This is a genomic window from Photobacterium malacitanum, from assembly GCF_900185615.1.
GTDB lineage: Bacteria > Pseudomonadota > Gammaproteobacteria > Enterobacterales > Vibrionaceae > Photobacterium > Photobacterium malacitanum.
Map to the genome: position 1 here is coordinate 129,095 of NZ_FYAK01000001.1, position 24,410 is coordinate 153,504.

General features: G+C 36.9%; 19 protein-coding genes. 10 read left to right on the forward strand and 9 right to left on the reverse strand.

What is annotated here, in order from left to right; genetic code table 11:
• Nucleotides 1-96: 96 nt before the first annotated feature.
• Nucleotides 97-423, reverse strand: a complete 327-nt coding sequence (locus PMAL9190_RS00605; RefSeq protein ID WP_087843446.1) for an HI1450 family dsDNA-mimic protein — start codon at nt 421-423, stop codon at nt 97-99.
• A 212-nt stretch (nt 424-635) separates the two neighbouring features.
• Here PMAL9190_RS00605 and PMAL9190_RS00615 point away from each other — a divergent pair, with 212 nt between their 5' ends.
• On the forward strand, nt 636-1,406 hold the full coding sequence (locus PMAL9190_RS00615) for a nucleotidyltransferase domain-containing protein (protein ID WP_235004248.1): 771 nt from the start codon (nt 636-638) through the stop codon (nt 1,404-1,406).
• Between the two features lie 37 nt (nt 1,407-1,443).
• Complete coding sequence (locus tag PMAL9190_RS00620; protein ID WP_087843448.1) at nt 1,444-3,828, forward strand: DNA polymerase II; 2,385 nt, start codon at nt 1,444-1,446, stop codon at nt 3,826-3,828.
• 56 nt (nt 3,829-3,884) lie between these two features.
• On the opposite strand, the gene PMAL9190_RS00625 is transcribed toward PMAL9190_RS00620, so the two are convergent.
• The gene (locus PMAL9190_RS00625; RefSeq protein WP_087843449.1) at nt 3,885-4,202 is read right to left on the reverse strand and encodes a hypothetical protein; all 318 of its coding nucleotides are present in this window, start codon (nt 4,200-4,202) and stop codon (nt 3,885-3,887) included.
• Nucleotides 4,203-4,471: 269 nt separating this feature from the next.
• On the opposite strand from PMAL9190_RS00625, the gene PMAL9190_RS00630 reads away from it, so the two are divergent.
• The gene (locus PMAL9190_RS00630) at nt 4,472-4,750 is read left to right on the forward strand and encodes a DUF1289 domain-containing protein (protein ID WP_087843450.1); all 279 of its coding nucleotides are present in this window, start codon (nt 4,472-4,474) and stop codon (nt 4,748-4,750) included.
• A 49-nt stretch (nt 4,751-4,799) separates the two neighbouring features.
• Here the strand turns inward: PMAL9190_RS00630 and rplY are convergent, their stop codons facing one another.
• Complete coding sequence (gene rplY, locus PMAL9190_RS00635) at nt 4,800-5,078, reverse strand: 50S ribosomal protein L25 (RefSeq protein WP_087844182.1); 279 nt, start codon at nt 5,076-5,078, stop codon at nt 4,800-4,802.
• Nucleotides 5,079-5,387: 309 nt separating this feature from the next.
• On the opposite strand from rplY, the gene PMAL9190_RS00640 reads away from it, so the two are divergent.
• Entirely contained in the window at nt 5,388-7,523 is a 2,136-nt protein-coding gene (locus tag PMAL9190_RS00640) for a TonB-dependent hemoglobin/transferrin/lactoferrin family receptor (protein ID WP_087843451.1), read from the forward strand.
• Between the two features lie 95 nt (nt 7,524-7,618).
• On the opposite strand, the gene gss is transcribed toward PMAL9190_RS00640, so the two are convergent.
• Nucleotides 7,619-9,502 (reverse strand): bifunctional glutathionylspermidine amidase/synthase, encoded by a 1,884-nt coding sequence (gene gss, locus PMAL9190_RS00645; protein WP_087843452.1) that lies wholly within the window; start codon nt 9,500-9,502, stop codon nt 7,619-7,621.
• Between the two features lie 927 nt (nt 9,503-10,429).
• Between gss and PMAL9190_RS00650 the strand changes: the two genes are divergently transcribed.
• From PMAL9190_RS00650 to PMAL9190_RS00660, 3 genes are all read left to right on the forward strand, one after another.
• Entirely contained in the window at nt 10,430-15,136 is a 4,707-nt protein-coding gene (locus tag PMAL9190_RS00650; protein ID WP_087843453.1) for a DUF3320 domain-containing protein, read from the forward strand.
• A 132-nt stretch (nt 15,137-15,268) separates the two neighbouring features.
• A complete protein-coding gene (locus PMAL9190_RS00655) occupies nt 15,269-16,135 on the forward strand; it encodes a hypothetical protein (protein ID WP_087843454.1) in 867 nt (288 codons plus the stop codon).
• Between the two features lie 223 nt (nt 16,136-16,358).
• Complete coding sequence (locus PMAL9190_RS00660; protein WP_087843455.1) at nt 16,359-16,709, forward strand: hypothetical protein; 351 nt, start codon at nt 16,359-16,361, stop codon at nt 16,707-16,709.
• A 73-nt stretch (nt 16,710-16,782) separates the two neighbouring features.
• On the opposite strand, the gene radD is transcribed toward PMAL9190_RS00660, so the two are convergent.
• Complete coding sequence (gene radD, locus PMAL9190_RS00665) at nt 16,783-18,525, reverse strand: DNA repair helicase RadD (RefSeq protein ID WP_087843456.1); 1,743 nt, start codon at nt 18,523-18,525, stop codon at nt 16,783-16,785.
• Nucleotides 18,526-18,708: 183 nt separating this feature from the next.
• On the opposite strand from radD, the gene PMAL9190_RS00670 reads away from it, so the two are divergent.
• Nucleotides 18,709-19,449 carry a hypothetical protein gene (locus PMAL9190_RS00670; protein ID WP_087843457.1) on the forward strand — a complete coding sequence of 247 codons (741 nt, stop codon included), beginning with the start codon at nt 18,709-18,711 and terminating at the stop codon, nt 19,447-19,449.
• A 71-nt stretch (nt 19,450-19,520) separates the two neighbouring features.
• On the opposite strand, the gene PMAL9190_RS00675 is transcribed toward PMAL9190_RS00670, so the two are convergent.
• Nucleotides 19,521-20,252, reverse strand: a complete 732-nt coding sequence (locus tag PMAL9190_RS00675) for a 5'-nucleotidase, lipoprotein e(P4) family (protein ID WP_087843458.1) — start codon at nt 20,250-20,252, stop codon at nt 19,521-19,523.
• A 248-nt stretch (nt 20,253-20,500) separates the two neighbouring features.
• Here PMAL9190_RS00675 and PMAL9190_RS00680 point away from each other — a divergent pair, with 248 nt between their 5' ends.
• Nucleotides 20,501-21,100, forward strand: a complete 600-nt coding sequence (locus PMAL9190_RS00680; RefSeq protein WP_087843459.1) for an NlpC/P60 family protein — start codon at nt 20,501-20,503, stop codon at nt 21,098-21,100.
• A gap of 67 nt (nt 21,101-21,167) precedes the next feature.
• Here PMAL9190_RS00680 and PMAL9190_RS00685 read toward each other — a convergent pair whose 3' ends face one another.
• The 3 genes from PMAL9190_RS00685 to PMAL9190_RS00695 form a co-directional block, all read right to left on the reverse strand.
• The gene (locus tag PMAL9190_RS00685) at nt 21,168-22,127 is read right to left on the reverse strand and encodes a DUF3137 domain-containing protein (protein ID WP_087843460.1); all 960 of its coding nucleotides are present in this window, start codon (nt 22,125-22,127) and stop codon (nt 21,168-21,170) included.
• Between the two features lie 13 nt (nt 22,128-22,140).
• Nucleotides 22,141-22,695, reverse strand: a complete 555-nt coding sequence (locus tag PMAL9190_RS00690) for a LemA family protein (protein WP_235004249.1) — start codon at nt 22,693-22,695, stop codon at nt 22,141-22,143.
• A 139-nt stretch (nt 22,696-22,834) separates the two neighbouring features.
• On the reverse strand, nt 22,835-23,329 hold the full coding sequence (locus PMAL9190_RS00695; protein WP_087843462.1) for a GNAT family N-acetyltransferase: 495 nt from the start codon (nt 23,327-23,329) through the stop codon (nt 22,835-22,837).
• Between the two features lie 304 nt (nt 23,330-23,633).
• On the opposite strand from PMAL9190_RS00695, the gene rsuA reads away from it, so the two are divergent.
• Entirely contained in the window at nt 23,634-24,332 is a 699-nt protein-coding gene (rsuA, locus tag PMAL9190_RS00700) for a 16S rRNA pseudouridine(516) synthase RsuA (protein WP_087843463.1), read from the forward strand.
• Nucleotides 24,333-24,410: the final 78 nt, after the last annotated feature.

The following is a 24,410-nucleotide window of genomic DNA, read 5'->3' on the forward strand; positions in this document are numbered from 1 at the left end:
TTAGTACAATAAAAGGCGCGGAATATAACGTTCAAACGAGTTAATCTCTCGTTGTTTGTATATTCCGCGCCTTTTTATATGGAGTCGCGTTTGAACTTAGTCACGCTTCCATAAAATATGACAGCCTTTGTTCTCAGGATCACGGCTGATCAGTAAACGAGCGAAAACATCATCAAGTTCGTTATTTTCTTCATTGACTAGACCAACACATACTTCTGCGTAAAGATCTTTATCAATTTCACAAGCAAGATGTTCTTCCCAGTCATCACGAGTTTCAACAACTTCAGCTGCGCCACGATCATCAAATTGCATTGTAAATAATAATACGTCTGCTGGCTCTAAGTTATCCGCTGCCATTTCTAGAAAAATATCGTATGCAACGTCAATAACATCATCGTATGAAATAAGGTTTTCTGTTTCCATGATACTGATTGATCTCTATCTATGTATAGTAATGTTATTATACCCAAACCCTCGAAATATGCGATATCTAGCAGCAATGGTTGGTTGAATGCATTTGGTATCGATAGGAGGGCAATAAAAATAGGCTTTATAGATAAGTTAATGATAAAAAAGATAATAACTATCGTTAACCTTGTCGTTAATATAGGTAGATTATGTGATGAGTAGGTGTTGTGGCTAAGTTTTTACCTTGTTTGGATCATCAAACCCCTTTTCAATTAGATTTTATGCCATTGCTAGTGGCGGCTGTAACAGATTTACAGTCACAAGTGGAGACATTACACAGTATTTATCTAAATGGCAGTATCGCTTATCGACAGGCAACAAAGGGATGTTGTGATCTTAATCTGACAGTGGTGATAACTACGCCATTAACAGTGGTAGAGCAGCATCGAATTGCCGTTGTGTGTCAAAACTTACAGCAACGCTATCCAGTAGTTACCAATGTTGATATTACATGGTTATTGCTTGATGAAGTGCTATCTATTAGTGCCATTTTTAAGTGGGGATTTTGGTTAAAACATTGCAGTGTCTGTTTATACGGTACTAACCTTGGTGAAAAATTTGGTTACTTTGAACCATGTTGGGAAATAGCCAAAGTCTTTAACGATGATATCGCCGCTTTTTTAGATACGATGCAGCAGCAAATTAGACGCACAACAAATATGGCAGACTATCAAAGCTACTGTCGTCGAGCGGGTAAAAAAATGCTCAGAAGTTGCTTTATGTTAGTTGCATGGCGTATTGATGGTTGGGCGTATACTGATCAACAGTGCGCAGATTATTTTTTAACAGTTTATCCTGATAAAACAACCGAGATTGAACGATTATTTGTGTTAATTAATGGTCCGGTAGTGCCTAAAAAAGCCTCTTTATTTTTGTTATCACACTGGGGCGGATGGATTGTGAATGAGTTTAATCACATTGAGCGCAAAATAGGTTAACGCCGTTATTGTCATATTAAAGTAAATTGAGGTTTCTTTGCAGTCACATTCAACTGGGTTTGTATTAACTCGTCAAAGTCGAGATATTAAAGGACAAACGGAAATTGTTCTGTGGGTGAAAACGGCCACCGGTCCTTATCGATTATCGATTGTAGGTGATAAACCGGTTCTTTTTCTCTGCGCTAGTCAGCAGCAGCAAGCCATGGAAATTATTCGTGCGGCTAATATTGCGGTGCAATGGAAACCATTAACGCTTAAAACATTTCAACATCAACAAGTCGTGGGCTGCTATAGCGATACGATTCGAGACAACCTTACTATCAGTAAATGTTTGCAGGCTGAGGGCATTAAGCCTTTTGAAGCGGATATTCGATTGGCTGACCGTTTTTTGATGGAGCGTTTTATTCGTGGTGGCTTAATGTTTACTGGTGATGTCAAATCACGTAATGGTTATCATGATGTATTGTTTGCTAAGGCTAAAGCTGCTGACTACATTCCTGATTTAAGCTTAGTCTCATTAGATATTGAGTGCTCAGAAAAAGGCGTTTTATATTCAATTGGTATGCACAGTGAGATGGATAGCCGTGTCATCATGGTTGGAGAACAGCCTGCTGATTATCAAATGAGTGATGAGCTACTTATTGAGTGGGTAGCAGACGAAAAAGCATTATTGTTGGCATTAGAATCATGGTTTATTGAGTATGATCCTGACATTGTTATTGGTTGGAATGTGATTGATTTTGACTGTCGTCTATTACTGCATCGCGCAGAATGGAATAAGATTAATCTTCGTATTGGTCGAGGTAAACAAACGCCCCATTACCGCCGCTCAACCCAAAATGCCAATCAAGGTTTTATCCGTATTCCTGGCCGTGTGGTGATGGATGGTATCGATACGCTAAAGACAGCGACTTACAATTTTCGTTCATGGTCATTAGAAGCAGTTGCACAAGAATTATTAGGCGAAGGTAAAGCGATTCATAATGTGCATGATCGTATGGCTGAAATTAACCATATGTTTAAGCATGATAAATTGTCGTTAGCCAAATATAATCTTCAAGATTGTAAACTCGTCACGCGTATTTTTAAACATACTCATTTATTAGAATTTGCCATAGAGCGTAGCCGTCTTACAGGGGTTGAACTTGATCGCATTGGTGGTTCAGTTGCCGCATTTACTAATCTTTATATGCCACAACTACACCGAGCGGGATATATAGCGCCTAACCTAGAAAGTGAAAATTGGATAGCAAGCCCTGGCGGTTATGTGATGGATTCTAAGCCAGGGCTCTATGATTCAGTATTAGTACTCGATTTTAAGTCGCTGTATCCGTCAATTATTCGCTCGTTTAGAATCGATCCAATGGGGTTAGTTGAAGGTTTACTGCTTGAAGAGGGTAAAGCCGATCATCAAGCGATCAGCGGTTTTCGTGGTGGCCAGTTTCATCGAACTCGGCATTTTTTGCCTGAAATGATTGAGTCGTTATGGGCGGCACGTGATCGTGCTAAACGTGAAGGCGATAAAGCTTTCTCACAAGCGATTAAAATCATTATGAACTCGTTTTATGGTGTTTTAGGTTCATCAGGTTGTCGTTTTTTTGATCATCGTTTAGCGTCATCAATTACCATGCGTGGTCATGAAATTATGAAGCTAACCCGTGAGTTGATTGAAGCTAAAGGTTACGAAGTGATTTATGGCGATACAGATTCAACGTTTGTCTCTCTTAAAAAGAGCCATTCTCAAGCAGAAGCGAATAGCATAGGTAATGCGTTAGTTGAGCATATTAACAAGTGGTGGCAACAGCATCTTCAGCAGCAATATGGGTTAGTATCAGCCCTTGAAATTGAATATGAAACCCATTATCACAAGTTTTTAATGCCAACCATTCGCGGCCAAGAAACAGGCAGTAAAAAACGCTATGCAGGATTAGTTTGGCGGGGTGATGTAGAACAAATGGTGTTTAAAGGTTTAGAAACTGTGCGAACCGATTGGACGCCACTGGCGCAACACTTTCAGCAAACACTGTATTCGATGGTGTTCCATGATCTCAATGTTGATGATTATATTCGTGACTATACCAATCGCACTTTGGCTGGGGAGTTTGATGATCAACTAGTGTATCGAAAGCGTTTACGGCGTAATTTAGATGATTATCAAAAAAATATTCCGCCACAGGTGCGTGCTGCACGATTAGCAGATGAGATGAATACCAAATTAGGGCGGCCATTACAGTATCAAAATAAAGGTGCGATAGAATATATATTTACCACCTCTGGTGCTGAGCCGATAGAGTATCGGCAAAGCGCTATTGATTATAATCACTATTTAGAGAAACAGTTAAAACCTGTTGCTGATGGTATTCTTATTTTTATTGGAAAGTCGTTTGATAATATAACCGCGCCACAGTTAGGGCTTTTTTAATAACAAAATAAAACGCGCCGTAATTAAAGGCGCGTTTCTATTTTAACAACGGTTATTTAATCAAAATAAACGACACTCTTTACTGTATCAATCGTTGCTAGAATTGGGTCGAAATTAATAACACCGCGGTTTTGAGTACAAATTTTATAGACATTATCACACTCAAAAATAGCCAAAATTTCATCATCAGCACGAAAAATCTCAGGAGGTAATTTTCCGACTTCACCGATACATTCAATGCCTTCATGAGTCCAAACTAGCTTTTGAATACGTTTGTCATTCGTAGGTGTCGGTGCTGAAACATGCTCTGCAATTGATGAGTAAACAGACTGTGCTTGATCAATATCTTTAGCCAATGGTACAAAAAAATCCATGGTTCCCTCCAGTTAATACATTAATTAAATAAGAGATAAATAATGTATTTAATCAATAAATAAATTGTTATCTACCGTGATAATGCTAATAACCTTAGCAGAACTAGTAACTAAAAATCAACATAGCAAAACAACAAATAAGATTCTTAATAAACACATTGACTCAATATTATTAACATGTTGAGTGGGTTTGTATGATTTAAATACAGTTGAGACAGAATATATTATGCTAAATAAATACAACAGGAATCGTTAAAGCGTGGAGTAATATGGAGCAACTGGACTTTTTTGATGTGCCAAGCCCTTGTGTTGGCTGTTGTCAGGTCAATAATCGAGGTTATTGCAAAGGGTGCTATCGCAGTCGTGATGAACGTTTTTATTGGCAGCAAATGACGGCAGATCAAAAAATCAAGGTTATAAAATTATGTCGGCAGCGGTATGTGCGAATAATGCGGCGTAAACAACAGCAAAATAATCCTCAAGAAGCTGATGCTCAATCACCTCAACAACCATTTATATTTGATGATTTTGAGAAAGGTGGGGTATAAAAAAAGCACTCCGTAGAGTGCTTTTTTGAAGAGTTTTATGAACACGCAATTAGATGCGTTTAAAGTCCATGTGCTCAACCTTTGGCTTGTACACGTGACGTTGGATGTCTTGAGGCTTAACCTTAACTTCCTGGCCATCGATTACAAGAACAAAACCTTCGTAGAACTCAGGCTTATCCATTTGGTTGATGATATCACTGTGCTTAAGAGTGATAGCTACTGGTGCAGCTTCGCCACCGTAAACGATTGCAGGGAAGTGATCAGTAAGACGTAGGCGGCGGCTCGCACCTTTACCAAGGTCTGTACGTACAATTGCATTAAATTTCATAATCAATACTCTTTGATTTAATAATTCACTAAGTAATGCGACCTTACTTAGTGTCGTAAAACGAGCGCGCATACTAACAATCCCAATAAGTACATGCAAGCATATTAGACAGGAAATGCGCTTTTTTATTATATCAGCGTATTATTGGTGAATATATCGACGTTTACCTTAGTTTTTATGTGGCTAAACAACTGCTTATTCTTATAAACAGACTTATTAAAAATTGAATGATAATGATAGTAATTATCATTTCGGTATGTATAATCATCATCGAACCGTATCGTTGGATTTTTGTTAAAGCAGGGAATTATGAATAAGCAACTGACACTTATCGCCAGCTCACTCGTTATGGCATTTTCTTCACCGTCACTTTTTGCGCAAGATAGCGTTTCTCAATTTGATGAAATTGTTGTTTCAGGTACTCGAACAGAAGAGGCGATAAAAAACATACCGGCCTCGGTCGCTAAAATAACGTCTGAACAAATGAATAAAAACCTCGCTACAGATGTTAAGCAAGCGTTGAAATACGAACCTGGTGTATCTGTTAATAGTCATGGTCGATTTGGTATGGAAGATATTACTATTCGAGGTATGAAGGGGAGTCGCGTTAAAGTATTAGTTGATGGGGTTGAACAACCTGCATCTTATAATCCTGGCGCAGACGCGATGCGTAAAAATAGTAATAACTATGAAGTTGATACCTTAACAGCGATTGAAGTTAATAAAGGGCCGACATCGACACTTTATGGCAGTGATGCTTTAGGTGGTACTGTGATTATGCGTACCAAAAACCCTGAAGATTTATTACAAGGTGAAACATCACATGCAGGGCTGAAAAGTGGTTATGCCAGTGCCGATGACCAATATAAGTTAGGTGTAGAGGCTGCAAAACAAATCGGTGACTTAGAAACAATGATCATCTATACCTACCGTAATGGCCATGAAACCGATGCTTATAATACCCATGATGATAGCAAAGGGGTTACGCGTAAATCGGCTGATCCATTAAATATTGAATCGCATAACGTATTAGCCAAAGCTTTCTATCAAATAAATAATGCTAACCGTATTGGTTTCACAGGGGAGTATTACACGCGTAATGCGAATGGTGATATTTTATCGCGTGATGGTTATACGATAGCGCCCGGCTTTACTTACACTAAAACTCGTGGTGACGATGAAGACACTCGCAAACGCTTTGGTTTTGAGCATGAGTGGTTAGCTGAAAATGCGGTGTTTGATTCATTGAAATGGCAAGTTAATTGGCAGCAACAACGTAGCCAGCATGATAATTATGACCATACTGATAGACTTGGTAATCGTAATCGTTATCGCGCAGGTAAAGATACCAGCACGCAATTTGATATTCAGTTTGCTAAAGCGATTGAGTTGGCACAATCACGCCACCAACTGACATATGGCGCGACCGTTGTTAATGATAAGTTTGATCTAAACTATATCGACTATAACTTAGATAAAGGTACTTCAAAACCGGGCCCAACTGAAGTTCCCACAGCAAAATCTGAAAAACGTGGCGTATTTATTCAAGATCAAATTTTCTTGTTGGATGATAAAGCCGTTATTACCGCAGGTGTGCGTTATGACGAGTTTAAAGCTAAGCCTGATGCAGCTTCTGGTTTAAAAGATCATGACAGTGATGCATTTACCGGTCGTTTAGGGGCTGTTTATCATTGGACCAATAAATTTAGTACTTATGCTCAATACAGTCAGGGCTTTAGAGCGCCAACATTGTATGAAATGTATTACGATAAAGATAATCGAGCACATGGTTATAAGATTGTCTCTAATCCAAATCTTAAACCTGAAGAAAGTAATTCTTACGAGTTAGGTTTCCGTGCTGAAAACCATGTAGGTAATGTAACGGGTTCTGTTTTCTATAATGATTATTCTAATTTTATTCAAGAAGTGACTACTGAAGTGAATAATTTTAAGACCACAACTAATGAAAATGTAGAGAAAGCTCGTATTTATGGTGCAGAGTTATCTGCGAATTTATGGCTTGATGAAGTTATCAATGCGCCAATGGGTACTTATGCTAAGGCAAGTATTGCTTATCAAGATGGTGAAGATAAGCAAACAGGAAAAACGCTTGATACCATTGCACCATTAACATCTGTGGTTGGTATTGGTTACGATGCGCCAAATGAAACATGGGGAACGGCATTAGATGTGACCATGGTCGCGGCTAAAGATAATTGGCAAGATAAAAATAACCTTAATGTAGCAGGCTACACGGTAGTGGACTTAACGACTTATTACCACCCAGTAAAAGACATGACTGTACGAGCAGGCCTGTTTAATGCGCTAGATAAAGAATACTGGCAGTATCAAGATATGGCTGGGGCTAACAAGACCACGAATGGTATTGAGCGACGTAGCCAACCTGGACGTAATTTCGGTATAAACGTTAACTACGATTTTTAATAAATTAACAAAGTAAATTTGTTAAAACAAAGCCGTGTGATGATATCTATTTGATAGTCATTTACACGGCTTTTTTGATTGTGGGTATTTAATGATTAGCTATTTTTTAGCACTGCATCATCTTCCATTACTATTAGTGGTTCAATATCACTGTCTTTTTTAATCACTAATGAATCATCTGAACGTAAACATACGCCGCCGTAATTACCATCGACAGTAAAGGTACAAACCTGAATATATTTATTCGCTACTTTAGGTAAACACCATAGTTGCTGATAGATATTTTTCTGGTTATTAAATTTGCCATCGGTGGTATCTAATACTGAATCGTTATGACTAACTAAATCAATATTGCTGCCACAGCGCCCTGCAATAGGTTTTATCGCATAACCTGTTTTTCGAAGTTCATCGGTGATCGTAAAGTCGGTATTTAATAAATAATGGTGGTGGGGGAATAATGACCATAGTACAGGTAATATCGCTTTGTTACTTGGGATCACTGTCCATAGTGGCTCAAAGACTTTAATTTCAGGGCGAAGTAACACATCGATTAAGCGCACTTTAGTATCAGGGTAGCCTGTGTGTATAGGCACTGCTGCATATTCTGTACTACTGACTTCGCGTACTTGATCCATTGCGGTTTCCCATGCCCATGTCTTCCATACACATTGAATTAAACGTTGGTCGTCATCGATTAATTGTCCAATACTGTTCCAATGAATGCCATCTAAGCCTTTGAGTATTTTGCTCTTAATACCAGCCAAGGTTAACGCTTTTTGCATGAATAATGCATGGTAATCTTCCTCGCTATCATCATCTTGCATGATATGTACAAAATCATATTCTTGGCTGTATTTCCACACACTGGCAAGTTCATTAAGTAGATCTTCAGCTGGGCTATTTTCAGTGATATCCCCCCCTTGTTCAGCCCATTTTTGAATGATCAAACACGCTTCTGTATGACAAGATGCGGAATCGGCATTGTATTCATAGACCTTCAATCCATCTTCAGACATACAGAAATCAAGGCGACCTGTTAACATGCTATGACGGTGTTTTTGCCATGATAACCGTAAACGAGGCCACAGTATTTTGGGAATATCAAAGAGTTCAAGCAAGCTATCGTCTTGCAGTACTTTATCTGTGGCGTGTAAGTACATTAAATGCAATTCGTTGGTTGCTTTGGCTAATTCATGTTCAGCGCTTTCAGATATGGTGAAATAACGGTAAATATCATCGTTAAGTAACTGGTCATTGTTAGCTCGTTGGTAAGTTAATTCAAGCGGATCAGTTTCATCTAACCATGGGCTTGAAAATTGTGCTTGGTTATCACGATAACGACATTGAATATTCAGTAGTTGTGGTGAAGGAGAGGGTTGAGGTAAGCAGTCATGTGCTTCAATGTTATAAGCCATCCAGCCTAAAATTTCAGAATCATCAAAAGTATCTTTTATGGTGTAGTCACCATTTTCAACTTGTAAGGTTAATTCTCGAGTCCATTGTTGACCTAATGGCAATGGCTCAAAGGTGACGTTTTGCTCTGCGATCATCACCTTGTTATCGATAATTTGAGTAATAATTGCCACGTGACCGGTATCTTGAAATTCACCGCCTTTTTGCCATATTAGCAATGAACCGGCGACAGGCGCTTGGCGAGAACCATTAGCAAATGCATAAAGCGGTAAGATTTTATCGTTAACGACTTGGCGTAAGAAACGCAACGAAAAAATCTCATACGCCATACCGACATCGGTAAATACCAGCCCGTAATTGATATATAAAAAACGGCGAGCAAACTCAACACATTGCCATTTATAGCCCATGTATTCACCATGCACATAGCTACGCATGGCAGAATCATCTGAGTATTGATTCTCATCTATTGTGCTGTAATCGGAAGAGTAAATAGCAATACCGCCAGGGGCATAGCCTAGTAGAGTACCGAAAGGAGCATTATTTAAAGTGTTGTCTGTATTCATTATCTTGGCCTAGTTGATGATTTAACTTTTGTACGACCGATGATGTGGCTCAGAGTCTTGAGCAAGAAAAGTATGCATTCGCATCAGGGGGAGTATAGAAAATATAATTGTTTACTAAGCTAAAACTTTCATAATTTGTTTTCAATGAACAATATTGAATTGTAATTATTTTTCAATGATTTGGATTATTAATGCAATTTCGGAGTATTTTATAGTGACTAAAAATCAACACCAGTCGCAGTTTATAACAGCGTTTTTTAGGTTAATGTAAATGTTACTAGTCTTATTTTGAATACTCATAAGGAAAGTACTGTTATTGATAATAAAGACTTTAAAGTATCAGCAGAACTATTTAGTGATTTAGTTTTTAACTTAAAAAATCTTATTGTGTAAATGGAAAAAAATAAAAGTACTGTACGTGAAAATACCTTTTCCATATTAACGAGATTTACGTCATTTTAATTGATGTTTAACCATAATTAATGGTTTTTTTTAAGTCTATGATTGTTTTAGGAAATTAAATGCTTATTTGTATGTGTTTCTTTGTTCTTATTCTTTTAAATCGTATGTTTATTTGATATTAACATTAAGTGTTATCTTTTATCTCTTTACGTTTAATGGTGGCGAAATGTTACTGTTATCATAGTTCTATATCTATAGGCTGGTATAATGATTTTATAAATTAACCTGTGATTAAAAGTGGTAAATATTAACTTTTAATTGTTTTTTGATGAGTAAATGAAATAGTTGAACTCCATTGATCAATTCAAATATAGTTTTCGGCATGGGTTTTGCATTAATTGTCAATGTCAGATGCGAATATTGATAAATAAAAAGGATTACATAAGCTATTTTTGATAGAACAAATATGTGTAATTTAAATATTATTATTAAATACAGTTAGCAATATAAGGTTTTAATTTAAAGATGAACTCAAATATTAAAGATCTTTTTGATAAAAGTCGTCAAGAGCTCCTTGATATGGGGCTTAGAGGGAATACATTACTTAATGTGGGCAAGGGTGCTAAAGTTCTAGATATTGTTGATGAAAAATCTGATCAAGTATTTGAATATTTGGTAGGAGAGTTAAAGACAATGTCATTTCTTCCTATTCCTGAGTCTCTGGATACGGAGGATAGTAAGTCGATATCTTTAATTGATTTGACCCGCCATCTTGAATATAAAAATGGAAATAAACGGCATTCAGACAAATTCTTACAAACTCAGTTATTCAGGAAGGTACTTGATACTCGTTTGTTAAAATTAAGCTCAGAAGCGACTACGTTTGTTCAGGAACAAGGCGTTAGCCTTTTGTATCTTGCAATGGGCTTTGTAAAGTGGTTTGAAGATGATAACTCAGATAAGAGTAGATATGCCCCTTTAGTTCTTATTCCAGTCGAAATATTTCGAGCTGATGCGGGGGACTCATACAAGATTCGTTATACTGAATCAGAATTAGAAACAAATCTAACCCTTGCAGCTAAACTTAAAATGGAGTTTGGTATTATTCTGCCTGATTTTGAAGAGGGAGAAGGTGGTTACGATTTTCAAGGCTACTTAGATTTAGTCACTACAGCCATTTCAAGAGAAAAACGTTGGTCTATTGAGAGCAATAAAATCGTATTGAGTTTTTTCTCTTTTGGTAAGTTTCAGATGTATCAAGATTTATCAGATGACGTTTGGCCTGAAGGAAAGAAACCCTCTGAAAATACTCTAATTCAAAAGTTGTTTACCGAAGGGTTTGAAAGGGATTCATCGTTGCTTGATACAACACCTATGGATGTCAATCGTGTAGAAGATATACAACTTGTTTTAGATTCGGATTCAAGCCAAACAGAAGCTGTTTTAGCTTCAAAATCAGGAGTAAATCTTGTAATTCAGGGGCCTCCTGGTACAGGTAAGTCACAAACAATCACAAACATAATTTCTCAGGCTATTGCTGATAATAAAAAAGTATTGTTTGTCGCGGAAAAAATGGCTGCTCTAGATGTAGTAAAGCGCCGACTTGATAATTGCTATATAGGTGATTCGGTTTTAGAGTTGCATTCTCATAAAGCGAACAGAAAGTCTGTTCTTTCTACTTTAGAAAGCACGCTAATGCAACATGCTCCTGTCACACCAGAACGAAGTGGAGACGTAGAACGCTTAGTTTCTCTGCGCAATAAACTTGATGATTATTCACTGTCGATTAATAAAAGCATTGCCAATACAGGAGTGAGCTATCATGATGCTTTAGGCTACAAATCACAACTTGAACGTATTATTATCGATTCTTCAACGAATATAGATGATTTGCCTCATACTGAATTTGATTTGAACATATGGGATAAGAACCATTATACCTTTTCCTTAGCGAAGATAATGGAAATAGTTGACTATTTAAGTGAACATAATGCGCCAAATCTCAATATTTTTTCATCAACATGTCTAACGGATTATTCACCTGCTGTTGATAAATTAGCCCAAAAGCTAGCTTCAGAGTTAAAAAGTATACAGACAGAGATTGTAACTCAAGTTAGGATACTTCATTCACAAGCTGGTTACGTTGCACCTATAGCTAATTATGCTGACTGTATTATGGTTGTGGATAGTTTATCTCTTATTGCAGAAAGGCCTGAACTTGAAAGTGTCGATGTTAGCTCCTCTGCTTGGGAGTCTAAAGGTGATGTGATACTAGATTTTGCTCTTCAAGGCGCGATGCTTCAAGACCAAAAACTTGAATTAACTACTCACTTTGTTGATAACGCTTTGGACTATGATTGGATTCCTATTCGTTCTCCATTTCTTACTATAGGTTCCAAATGGTGGAGATTTTTATCTGGTGATTATAGAAGGGCAAAAAGTAGCTATGCGGGAATGTGCAAAAATGGCTTGGTAGGTGGTGCTAGTGAGTGGATTAAAAAAATTGATAAGGTTTTGGAATATCGAGGTATTCAAAAGAATTTTATAGACTCGGCTCAATTAGCAATTGATATGATTGGTAGTCACTTCAAAAATGAAAGTACTGATTGGAAAGCAATTTTAAAGCCGCTTCAATGGGTTAATAAATGCCATGCAGGAGTTAAATCGGGTTCACTTGATACTAGCGTAGTGCATTATTTAGATCCGTCAAAAGAAATTACATTTTCTAAAGTCGCACTCGACCAAGTAAAAGAGTTAGTTAGTAAACGCTATGATATGCTTAGTGAATGCGCCTCATTATTACAGCTAGACCTCGCTAATTTCACTGAACGATGTGATGCACTATCGTGTGATGATGTTGATGTTTATAGTGTTGATATTCTAAAGTTTTATCCTTTAACTCGTTTTAATCGCCTAGAAGGTGAACTTGATAAAATAGGACTTTCTGAATGGCATCAAAGAGCATTTTCTTGGGATGATGTTCCTACGTTGATTCGTGACTGTTTCAAATTTACTTTTTACAGCACGTTGGTTGAACACCAATATGATACGAGAGATGAAATTCGTTATTTTGATCGTGTAGAGCATGAAAAACAGATTGAACAATTTAGAACTATTGATGGTCAACTATTCCATTTTTCTCAAGAAACTTTGGTGAAAAAGCTTTATGACAATTTGCCTAACCCATCAGCAAGAGGTGAAGTAGAAACTTTAAGACGTGAGTTCAATAAGAAACGTCGCCAAATGCCGATTAGGCGTCTAATCAATAAATCAGGTCGAGTTATCCAACAAATTAAACCTGTGTTTATGATGAGTCCAATGTCTATTGCTACTTATTTAGAACCGGGGGTTGTTGATTTTGATTTGGTTATCTTTGATGAGGCATCACAGGTTAAAGTTGCGGATGCACTTGGGGCTATATTGCGAGGTAAACAAATTATCGTTGTGGGTGACACTAAACAGATGCCGCCAACTAGTTTCTTTGGTAAGCAATTAATATTGGACGATGAAGATGCAGAAGAAAGTTTAACTGCTGATATAGAAAGTATACTGGGGATGTTCTTAGCATCTGGAACGCCAGAAAAAATGTTGAAATGGCACTATCGTAGTCGCCATGAATCATTGATTGCTGTATCTAACCAAGAATTTTATGATAATAAGCTAATGATTTTCCCTTCGTCAGGTCTCAACCCTCATGCAAAAGGTTTAAGCTTTAATTGTTTGCAGAATACTTCATATGATCGTGGTGGTTCAAGAACTAATAAAGGTGAAGCTACTGCAGTTGCTGAAGCTGTTATAAAGCACGCTACGGAAAGACCAAATCAAACTTTAGGTGTCGTTGCATTTAGTAGTGCACAACGTGATGCAATCCTTCTTGAAGTTGAACGACTAAGAAAGGCAAATACAGACTTAGAGTACTTTTTTGGAGATCATGATGAAGGCGAAGATTTCTTCGTTAAAAATTTAGAAAATGTACAGGGCGATGAGCGCGATACTATTTTTATTAGCATTGGTTATGGTAAGACGGCTGAGGGGCGTTTACCTATGAGTTTTGGTCCGCTTAATAGTGATGGTGGTGAGCGAAGACTGAATGTTTTAATTTCACGTGCACGTATGTGTATGGAGGTTTTTAGCAACTTTAAAGGAGATGAGATGTTAACTACAGACGCATCACCTTTTGGTGTTCGAGCTCTAAAAAACTTTTTACATTATGCGGAAACTGGTGATTTGGTTAAGAGAGAAGAAACAGGTAAAGGACCAGATTCACCATTTGAGGAGGAAGTTATTTCATCAATTCAGTCTCTAGGCTATCAAGTTCAACCGCAGGTAGGTTGTGCAGGTTTCTATATTGATATTGCAGTGAGAGATCCGAATAAACCGGGTCGTTATATGCTTGCAGTCGAATGCGACGGAGCTACATATCACAGCTCTAAGAGTGCTCGAGATAGAGACCGTATCCGTCAGAGTGTACTAGAAGGACTTGGGTGGCGATTCCATCGTATCTGGAGTACAGATTGGTTTCGAAACCGTTATAAAGAAACTGAGAGATTAGATGATGCTATAAAGTCAGCTATTGCATATTACAAGGTTTATGACTCAGAACCAGAGATAGAAGAAAAGATAAAATTAAATCCAAAAGCTGCAATTGAAAGAGTAGAGGTTGAGCATCAGTATCAGTTATCAGCAGCTGTTTATCAAGTATTCCCACTTGAAAATTTAAGTCTACGAGTTGGTGATATAATCCCTGAGATACAAACGTCATTGTTAGCAGAAGATATTTTAAAAATTGTACAATTTGAGTCGCCCATTCACGTTAAGCTTCTAAGTGTTCGACTTTTATCTGCAGTTGGATGCTCGCGAAGTGGTGCTCGTATTAACAGAGCGATTTTAGATAGTATAGGTTTACTTAACAGGCAAAATAAAGTCAAACTAGATGGTGAATTCATTATTGCTAAAAGTCAAAATGATATTATTGTTCGTAATCGATTTGAATTACCATCAAATGAACGCAAATATGACTTCATTTATAATGGTGAAATAGTGAAGGCTGCACGAGATACAGTTGAGGATTGCTTTACAATATCAAGTGATGATCTAGTCAAATCTATTACAGAAGTTTTAGGTTTTTCTTGTACGAGTAAAGCAATGAAAATAAGGACTGAAGCGATACTATCAGAACAAGTAAAATTAGGTAATTTAGGAATAAAAGGTGATAATTACCAAGTTGCTTAGATTGATATTATATATAAAACTCAATCCATTAAGAAAACTCTTGGTGGATTGTAGCAAATACCTAACATTTTATTGATTATTTGTTGCTATTGATGACTTTCTAAAATCACACATAATAACTAAGAATTAATAATGAAAAACAGAACAGTCGTTAGATTATGTTGTTGTGCAGCATTGCTATTTTCTATTAAAAGTGCAACTGCTGCCAATAATGATATTACTTGGGTTAGTCCAACAATTCTTGATTTAAAGCAAGCGCATAACCTTTGTCCATTAATTAAAAAATCAGCCAATGCGTTTATAAAAGAAACCAATCAAGCGATTAAAGAGAAGCTAACAACAGTTGAGCCTTCTTTATATCAATGGTCGTTTGATATAAATGGTAGACATTATTTAGCTGTGCAACATTCCTCATCCATGTACTGTGGTTCTCGAGGCTGTAGTACCTACCTTTATGCGCTTAACGGTAATGACTGTTCTGAAATAAATTTTCCAAATATTGATCTTGAAGATATTGGAATTAAAAATAATTACTTTTACTTTAAAGGTGATCGCTGTGGAATTTGGTTATTAACCGATAAGCTTCGTCATATGATTAATCTGCCTCATTGCGATGATGATAAAGATTGGGATATATCGACAATTAAAACCTTTGGTGATTACACGGTTGTTCAATCATATCCACAAGGCTCAGGAAGTTATGTTGGCAAAATGGCGTATGTGGAAGTAACAGCTACGCGGAAAATACTGACTTTTGAGGCGAATGAAGCCACAGGTTGGCTAACTTATGATGTTGATGGTAAAGATGCAAAGTTAATTGTTGATAACAATTTTATCAGTGATTCACAGCTTGATATAAACGTAATGAGTATAATCAAAAATGCCCATAAAATGAGTGTTGTGGTTGATAATAAAATCTATGATGTATCAACCAAAGGATCAGGTGCAACCATGATTTACTTGAATGAGTTCCCACGCTGGGTGGAGCGGCTAAAGTAAATCTAAAAGAATTATAAATTGCATTTCAACCAATAAATTATATTAAGAAGTGGGAATTTTTACAGTAAAAGCGTTTGTTGCTGGTGGAATGGTTTATTTCTTATGGGTTAGTTTAAATATATGGCTGTCCAAAATCTTTTTATAAATCTTTTTACAAGATAAGCGTAAATCATAAGAATAAGCGTCTAGACTGTAATTATTCAGATTAATGCTAGAGGTTTATATGTTAAAAATATCGCTTATCTCTGTGCTAATGTTGGGATCTTTGCAAGTGTTTGCAGAAAAACCGATGGATAATGCAATTACCGCTATGTGTGATAATTTAAAAAAGTGCACCATTGAACATTTAGGCAAGAAACAAAAAATTAATGATAAAGAGAAGTCGTTAATTATCACTGCATTTGATAAAAAGTGCGATTCGATGAAAAGCCATTACCATCATTATATAGAGCACAACCCCGATATTCATGATGATGCTGTTACATGTATACAGCGCCTATCTAAAGCAAGTTGTGATGATTTATTGAACGATAAAGAAAATGCAAATTGTTTAATATTTACAAAAGATAAATGATAAAGCAGCGTTAAGTAAAATAAGAGAGGCTAACGAGTAACATCTCTTATTGTGTTTTGAATGATAGTATTGCTTATTTCTGGTACTGATCCAAATCGAACAACTTATCTCGAATCGCCCAGAAGCGGCCACTTTTGCGGGCAATAATAACTTCTGGTGGTCGTAATCGATGTTCATTATTTGCCACTTTTGTCGGAGCTGTATCAGTAAATGGACGGTGTCTATCGACTAAGTGCGGATTAATAAACTTAGTTAGAAAATCATTCTTTTGGGTTTTGGTTGATAACTGCCAAATCTCGTTAATCTCGTTGCCTTCATCGCCAATATAAACCACTTTAAGTTGTGGTTTACCAAACTTGTTTTTACCTGGCTCTAGGCGCATGTCGGTGCACTTCATGATCATAGCGTCTTTCAGTTTTAACGCTTCACGTAGTTTCTTATCAGGATCCACCATGACAGCATCACATTGATGGCAACGCCGAGCAGCAATGTCGTTATCAGCGCCGCATTCTTCACAATATTTAGCGCGGAAACGGTAACCACATTCTTCACGCTCGCCAGTGTCATCATCTTCAAAATAGCCTTGACAACGACGACCGTAGTGCTCAACTAGAAAACCCGCAGGATCAAGTTTGCCCCAAAAACTGTTATTGAAACCGCAGGCAGGGCAGGGAACCATCACCACTTCACTGTCGCTATTGGGTTTAGGATCGCCAACTTCTGGTTGGTAGAGATCGTAACAGTTACCCGCATATTCAAGAATCAGGCAGTCTTTTTTACCTTCAAATAAGCGCAAACCACGGCCAACGATTTGTTGATAAAGGCTAATTGATTCTGTCGGGCGTAGCACGGCGATTAAATCGACATGAGGTGCGTCAAACCCGGTTGTTAATACAGATACGTTAACCAAGTATTTGATTTTTTGTGCTTTAAAAGCATTAATGATTCGATCTCGTTCATCAAGAGGTGTATCACCAATGACAAGTGCCGCATTTTCATGAGCAAGGTATCCCATGATTTCTTGAGCATGATTAACAGTTGAAGCAAAAATCATGATCCCACGACGATCTTTTGCATAATCAATTACTTGATCGATGATCATTGGTGTTGCGCGACCTGATTGTTCTATTACACTATCAAGATCTGCTTCTTTATAATGACCTGTATTTGACGGTGTTAGTGATGAAAAATCATAGCCTAATACAGCCATATCCATAACTTTTGGTTCAGTTAAAAAGCCTTCATCCAGTAAATAGCGGATAGGTAATTCGAAAATACAATCACGAAAAAAACGTTCTGATTCTGTTTTGACCTGGCCTCGAGTGTGGTATTTGTAAATCCAGCCCATGCCTAATCGATAAGGTGTGGCTGTTAGTCCAAGCACTTTGATGTTGGGATTGACAGTTTGTACGTGTTTAATGACTTTACGATAAGCACTGTTTTCATCATCAGGCACGCGATGACATTCATCGATAACTAATAAAGAGAATTGTTCTTTAAATTTATCGAGGCTATTTGCCATTGATTGTACCGAAGCAAAAACGACCTGCTGATCGGTTTCTTTTCGGCCTAAACCTGCAGAAAAAATAGCGGCTTTAAGACCATAACTTTCATACTTTGCGTGGTTTTGTTCAACTAATTCTTTTACATGAGTTAGCACTAAAACGCGGCCGCGAGCAATACGGGCTAATTCAGCAACGACTAGACTTTTACCAGCCCCTGTTGGTAATGCAAGTACGGCGGGAGAGTTATGTTTACGAAAATAATGTAGGGTGGCGTTAACACTATCTTGTTGGTAAGGGCGTAAAGTATACATATTGTAAATCTGCTACAAATAAACTTTAACTAGTGTACATTTAACCAGTGGTTTAGCAAGTCACTTGGTTGATTTTATCATGTTGAATAATAGAAGAGGATCATAACAATAAGTAATTAGTTGCTTTATTTAATGAGAACATAGTAACATATTGATATAAATTATGTTTTGTAGAATACATAAATGGACTTTTTAAATAAAAGAATAAAGCGGTCATGCTTAATATTTTCACTCTTAATACTTATAGTTGGATGTAATAAAGAAAATACATTAAACCATAATAGTTTCTTAAATAATAAAGAGGCAAACTTTGATGGTGCAAAAATATATGTATTACATCAACTGCAAATTAAAAAATTAGAAGCAATAAGTACAACTGATCCATTTAATTCGGTTAATCATTATATTGGAATGATTAATAAGCTAATTGATACACCGTTGGTTGATATTCATTCTGCACAGATCCAACAGTTACAAACGGTGATGAAAAATAATCAATATAACCAAACTGGTTGGAATACTGTGGCTAAAGAAGCCTTATCATCATTAGCAAAGAGTGAGACTAATGGTGCAGCTTTAAGAGATAAATATTTGTTAAAACAGTATCTTATTAATAATAAAGCGACAATACTACATACATTTAAGATTAAACAACAGCATTTAGCTTATGATGCTTTCGTTAGATTTGCGATAACTGTTGATATTGATGCTGACGGTCATTTTAACTTGCCTATTTTAAATAACAGTAATGATCGTATCGTTGCTATTGTTGACATGACTCAAGTTCGTAATGCACGTTATCAAGCTATTATATTTGAAGCGACTGAATCAAATATTAATATGAAAAATCTAAATACTAATAATACTCAGCAAATGAATAAAACGGTGCAAGAAATTGCGACTGATTTAGTCTTAAACATATAAAATCAAGAAACGTAAGTTTTTATATTATGGAAGATAAGGCGCAATAGAAGAAGTTATTGCGCCATTTAATGTTATTCGCTTTTCAGTTGGCTTTGTGACCATGAACCATAACTGCTGTTTGGCATCACAATCCATTGAGTGCCAAAGTGGTGCTGTTGCTGAACAACCAGCTTACGTTGTTCTGTGGTTGGCTTTGGCGTTTTAAACTCAGCCGCAAAGTCAGCTAAGCTATCGCCTAATAACATGATGACTTGATATTGTCGGTTGATATCTTCTCGGCGTAGCTGTTTTGATTTATTGGCCAATAAGACATGATCACTATTTACTTGTGGCAGACCTAAGCGATTAAGTGTATTGATGGTTGCCTGCTTGTTTACTTGGCTTCGATCAGAAACATAAAATATAGCGACGTGTTGATTATTTACAAAGTTAAGAAAGTCTTTAGCGCCAGGAATTAGGTGCGGTTTGCCATTTTTTTCCCAATCAGCCCAAGTATCCCATTCTGTATAGTCGTGACATTTATTGAGATCTTTGACAAGTAGTGGAGTGTTATCTAATACCGTTTCGTCAAGGTCGATAATAATAGCCTTTTTTTTATTTGTTTTTATTTGGGTTAAGTTCTCATTAAGCTGTTGTTGAGCAAACTTATAAGTCTGTAATTGTAGTGCCATAATTTCAGCTGATTGCTGTTGATAGCGCAGTCCCATCTCATAGTGTTTTACATTGCAATGAGTGTCTGCGGCAAATGCAGAAGAACTACTTAGTACTAATAGCAGAGAAGCGATAGAAAACGAATTGCGCATTGGTTAAATCTATTCCTAATTGGTATGTGTTGAGACCGCTAGGCTAGTAGATTAATGTGTCATTTATATTATGAGTGATAAAAAATATCATAATGTGAACTGTCAAGAAGATATTCAGCTACTTAGCGTAGTTCAATGTGTTGTTATTGAATTTATATATTGCACAAATATAGTAATATAGTCATTAATAATAATGTTACATTGTAACTTAGCTATGATTTTTACTTATAATTAAAAAATTACTACCAATGCTTTATATTTTTAGAATTATTATTATTTTATCGGCATTTTTATCATGGTATGCCGCAGCTTCGACAACAAAAACGACAGCTCATACGAAAGTGCACCATGCTCGTATTTATCGTCATTACTCACATAAGCATCAAGGACATTTGATACACCACACACATCATATAAAGCATGTGTATAAGAAACATCATCACTTAACAAAACGACAAGAATTGCGCCATATACGCTTGATTAGACATAAAATCTTTCACGCATATTATGGCTGGAAGGGAACGCCTTACCATTTTGGTGGTTCAAGCCATCGAGGAATTGATTGTTCGGCATTTGTAATGAAAATGTATCGTCAAGTTTTTCATCGTGATTTGCCTAGAACAACGTTAGGACAGGTAAAATTAGGGCGACGTGTTCGTAAAGATCAAGCTAGGTTAGGGGATTTAGTCTTCTTTAAAACAGGCCATAATGAGCGACATGTTGGTATTTATCTCTCTCATGGCGCTTTTATGAACTCAGCTAGTTCTCGTGGGGTGTCTATTTCAAATTTACATCATATTTTTTGGAAACGACATTTTTGGCAAATTAGACGTTTAGTCACAATATAAGTAGTTAAAAAAACGGAAGCTCTTGAGCTTCCGTTTTTTTATGGTTGTGGGCAAAATTCGGCGATGGTTAAGGTTTGGTCCATATTCGTGTGTTGAGATCCAATTCATCAACAATATTAATCACAAACTGAAGATCATAATAAATCGATGCAATAAAGGCTAAAGAGTCTGCCTGCTGAAATAATTTAGGCTCAAAGTAGTTTTTTGTGCTTGAAATTGCGATATAGAGATGATCGTTAACAAATGAAAAGGCAATGGCATGTTCAGAGCGATTACTGAAATTAATCAATCGTTGTACCATCGCTGGTGAGAGTAGATAACGAGCTTCGACTTGATCGTTACTATAAACATTAAAAAGTTTCGAAAATTCAGGATCTTCAAGAATAACTTGTTGTTGGTTATTAGTGAAGATATCTGATAGCTTTTGCCCCATAGCAGAAAAAATACTGTGGTTATTAGGCATAATGGTTGTTTGGCCAGAAAAGTGCTTATTTGCATCAGCAATGAAAAAAAGCCCTTTAAAAATAGTGTGCCATTGATCTTGGTTTTTACCGCTATTATCGCGACTTTGCGTTTTATACTCTGTATGTAGCTCAGAAAAGCGTAAATGGGTTTTATCTAGTTGGCCTTCAATTAAATCTTCACCGCGATAACGATCATATTGACGTCCAAAGAGAGCACTGTTTTTGTAGTCTTGTTTATCAATACATTGAGTTGGTTTATAGCTAAAGCTGCTATCAATCGAGTTAATGAGCTTAGTGACGATTTTATGTTTATAATCTTTTTTATATTGATCCCAGCGCTTGCTATATAAACGATGCATAACAATCGCAACAATAATCGAAAAAATAATACCAAAGGCTTGTAAATCATATATAAAACTCAATGGGATAACGGTTGCAGGAAAGCCAATTCCAATCCCTAATGATAGCCAATATTGTTTGATAACATTTTTTCGATCATGATCAAGCGCTTCAAGTTGTGGCTTTAGATGCGTGTCATAAAGTACAGTAAGCTTACTATCCATGGGCGATCATGTCCTATTGCTTAAATAAACGCGCAGCATCAATATTGGCACGTTCGGTGTCAGCAATTTCAAATAATGGTAATGCTGTTAGCTGCATTTGTTGAGCAATGATACTTGATGGGAACATTTCAATACCGTTGTTATAGCGCGTAACTGCCGCATTAAAACTTCGTCGCGCTGCTGATATTTGCTCTTCTGTTTCGTTAATTGAGCGCATGAGTAATTCTATATTTTGATTAGCTTTAAGTTCAGGGTAGGCTTCGACTGCGACTTTAAAGTGAGAAACAGCAGTAGAAAGTTGTTTATCTAGCTGAGGTTTATTGGCTGATTCAATTTGGTGTGATTGTTGACGTAATGCGGTGAGTTCGACAAGCACGGATTGTTCATGTTTCATATAAGCTTTGGTGGTCTCGATTAAATTAGGTAATAAATCAAACCGTTTTTTAAGCATGACATCGATACTTGCTTCTGCATTAGCCACTTGATTTTTTTTACCGATGAGGCTGTTACGCATTGCTATATATAACATTGCAACCAGTACCACAAAGACGATTATACTTATTAGCATTTCTATTTTCCTTTATATAAACCAGCAAGCGAAACTAATGATAGTTATCGCTAGCCGTAAGGTTACGCTCTAGTTATAACGAAAAAAGCCTTGTCAAAACAAGGCTTAAATTCAGATTTATTATTATTACTCGGTCTAACTATGGGATAGCAGTAACAGGAATGTGGGATTCAGTGAGATTTTTCGTCATCATGCAAAACTGGCGGCGGGGTGTAAATCCATGCTTTTCATAGAAATTACGCGCTCCAGCGTTACCAATATTTACTTCTAGTGATAATGCCTTAACGCCATCTTGAATCACTAACGTTTCCAGCTGTGGTAATAATTCAGTACCTATACCATGTTGACGCCACTCTGGTTTCAAATAGAACTGATCGATTAAGCCAATTTTGCCGCCATGCTCAAGACTAAAACTATAACTGACGATAATATGGCCTGCGATATACTTCATACCATGTTGTTCGACTTCAATGAACCATGCCTGACCTAATTGTGGGTTGCTTAATAACTGTTTAACTGCCTGTGTTGTTTGCTCCGCTTTTTGAGGTAAAGCTTCATAGTCAAACAATTCATCTATTAATTGGAGAAATTTATTTAGCGAAGAAAGTGTTGGTGTGCTGAGAGAAATATTCATACTGAGTCCCTAACTTAAACCCTTATCTTTGAAGGCTTTATTGATTACAACGTGTAATTAAGTTGTTGTATTTGCATAGAGTGAATGTTTTTTTAATTTGTAATCTAGCAGATATATGACAATAGAGTCATAGAAATGTTCATATTTTTGATAAAATGATATCAGGTTTAACAATTTTTATTTTTAAAGCTGCATTATAACAAAGTGCTCACTGCGTGAATGTTGAGGAAAACAAAGTTTTTAATGCATCTGTGTGATTTGCTTCCTATAATACCGACCCATTTGTAAGTAGCGGAGCCAGTCAATGAGGCTTGATAAATTCTTAAGTACCACTTTAGGTATCACCCGTAGAGAAGCCGGTAAACTTCTTCGTGACAAAATGATTGAAGTTGATGGCGAAATCGTTCGTAGTACTTCTTTCTCTGTCGGTGATGATAACGACGTAGAATTTAACGGTCGTCCACTTCGTCTACAAGGGCCCCGTTACTTCATGTTGAATAAGCCACAGGGCTTTGTGTGTTCACATGTCGATGATTTCAATCCTACTGTTTTTGTATTGTTCGATGAAGTTAGCCCTGAGAAAATGCACGTTGCTGGCCGTTTAGACAGTGATACAACGGGCTTAACGCTATTAACTGATGATGGTCAATGGTCACATCGCATTACTTCTCCACGCCATGTGTGTGAGAAAGTGTATTTTGTAGAAACAGCTGATCCGATTGTTGCGGAGAATATTGCGCAATTTGAGGCTGGCGTACAATTAAATGGTGAAGATGGACTTACTCGTCCTGCAAAATTAGAAATTGTTGGTGAGCGAGAAGGGGTATTAACCATCACTGAAGGTAAATATCACCAAGTGAAGCGTATGTTTGCTGCTGTTGGTAACCGTGTGGTTGGTTTACATCGTGAGCGAGTAGGCGCAGTTGAATTGGATGAAGATCTAGAGCCTGGTCAATACCGACCATTAACGGCTGAAGAAGTAGCATCATTTTTAGCGAAATAACATTATTAGTGATAATGTGATACCAAGAGAGCATAAGCATTATTGCTTATGCTTTTTTTATGCCTACAGTCTGAAACG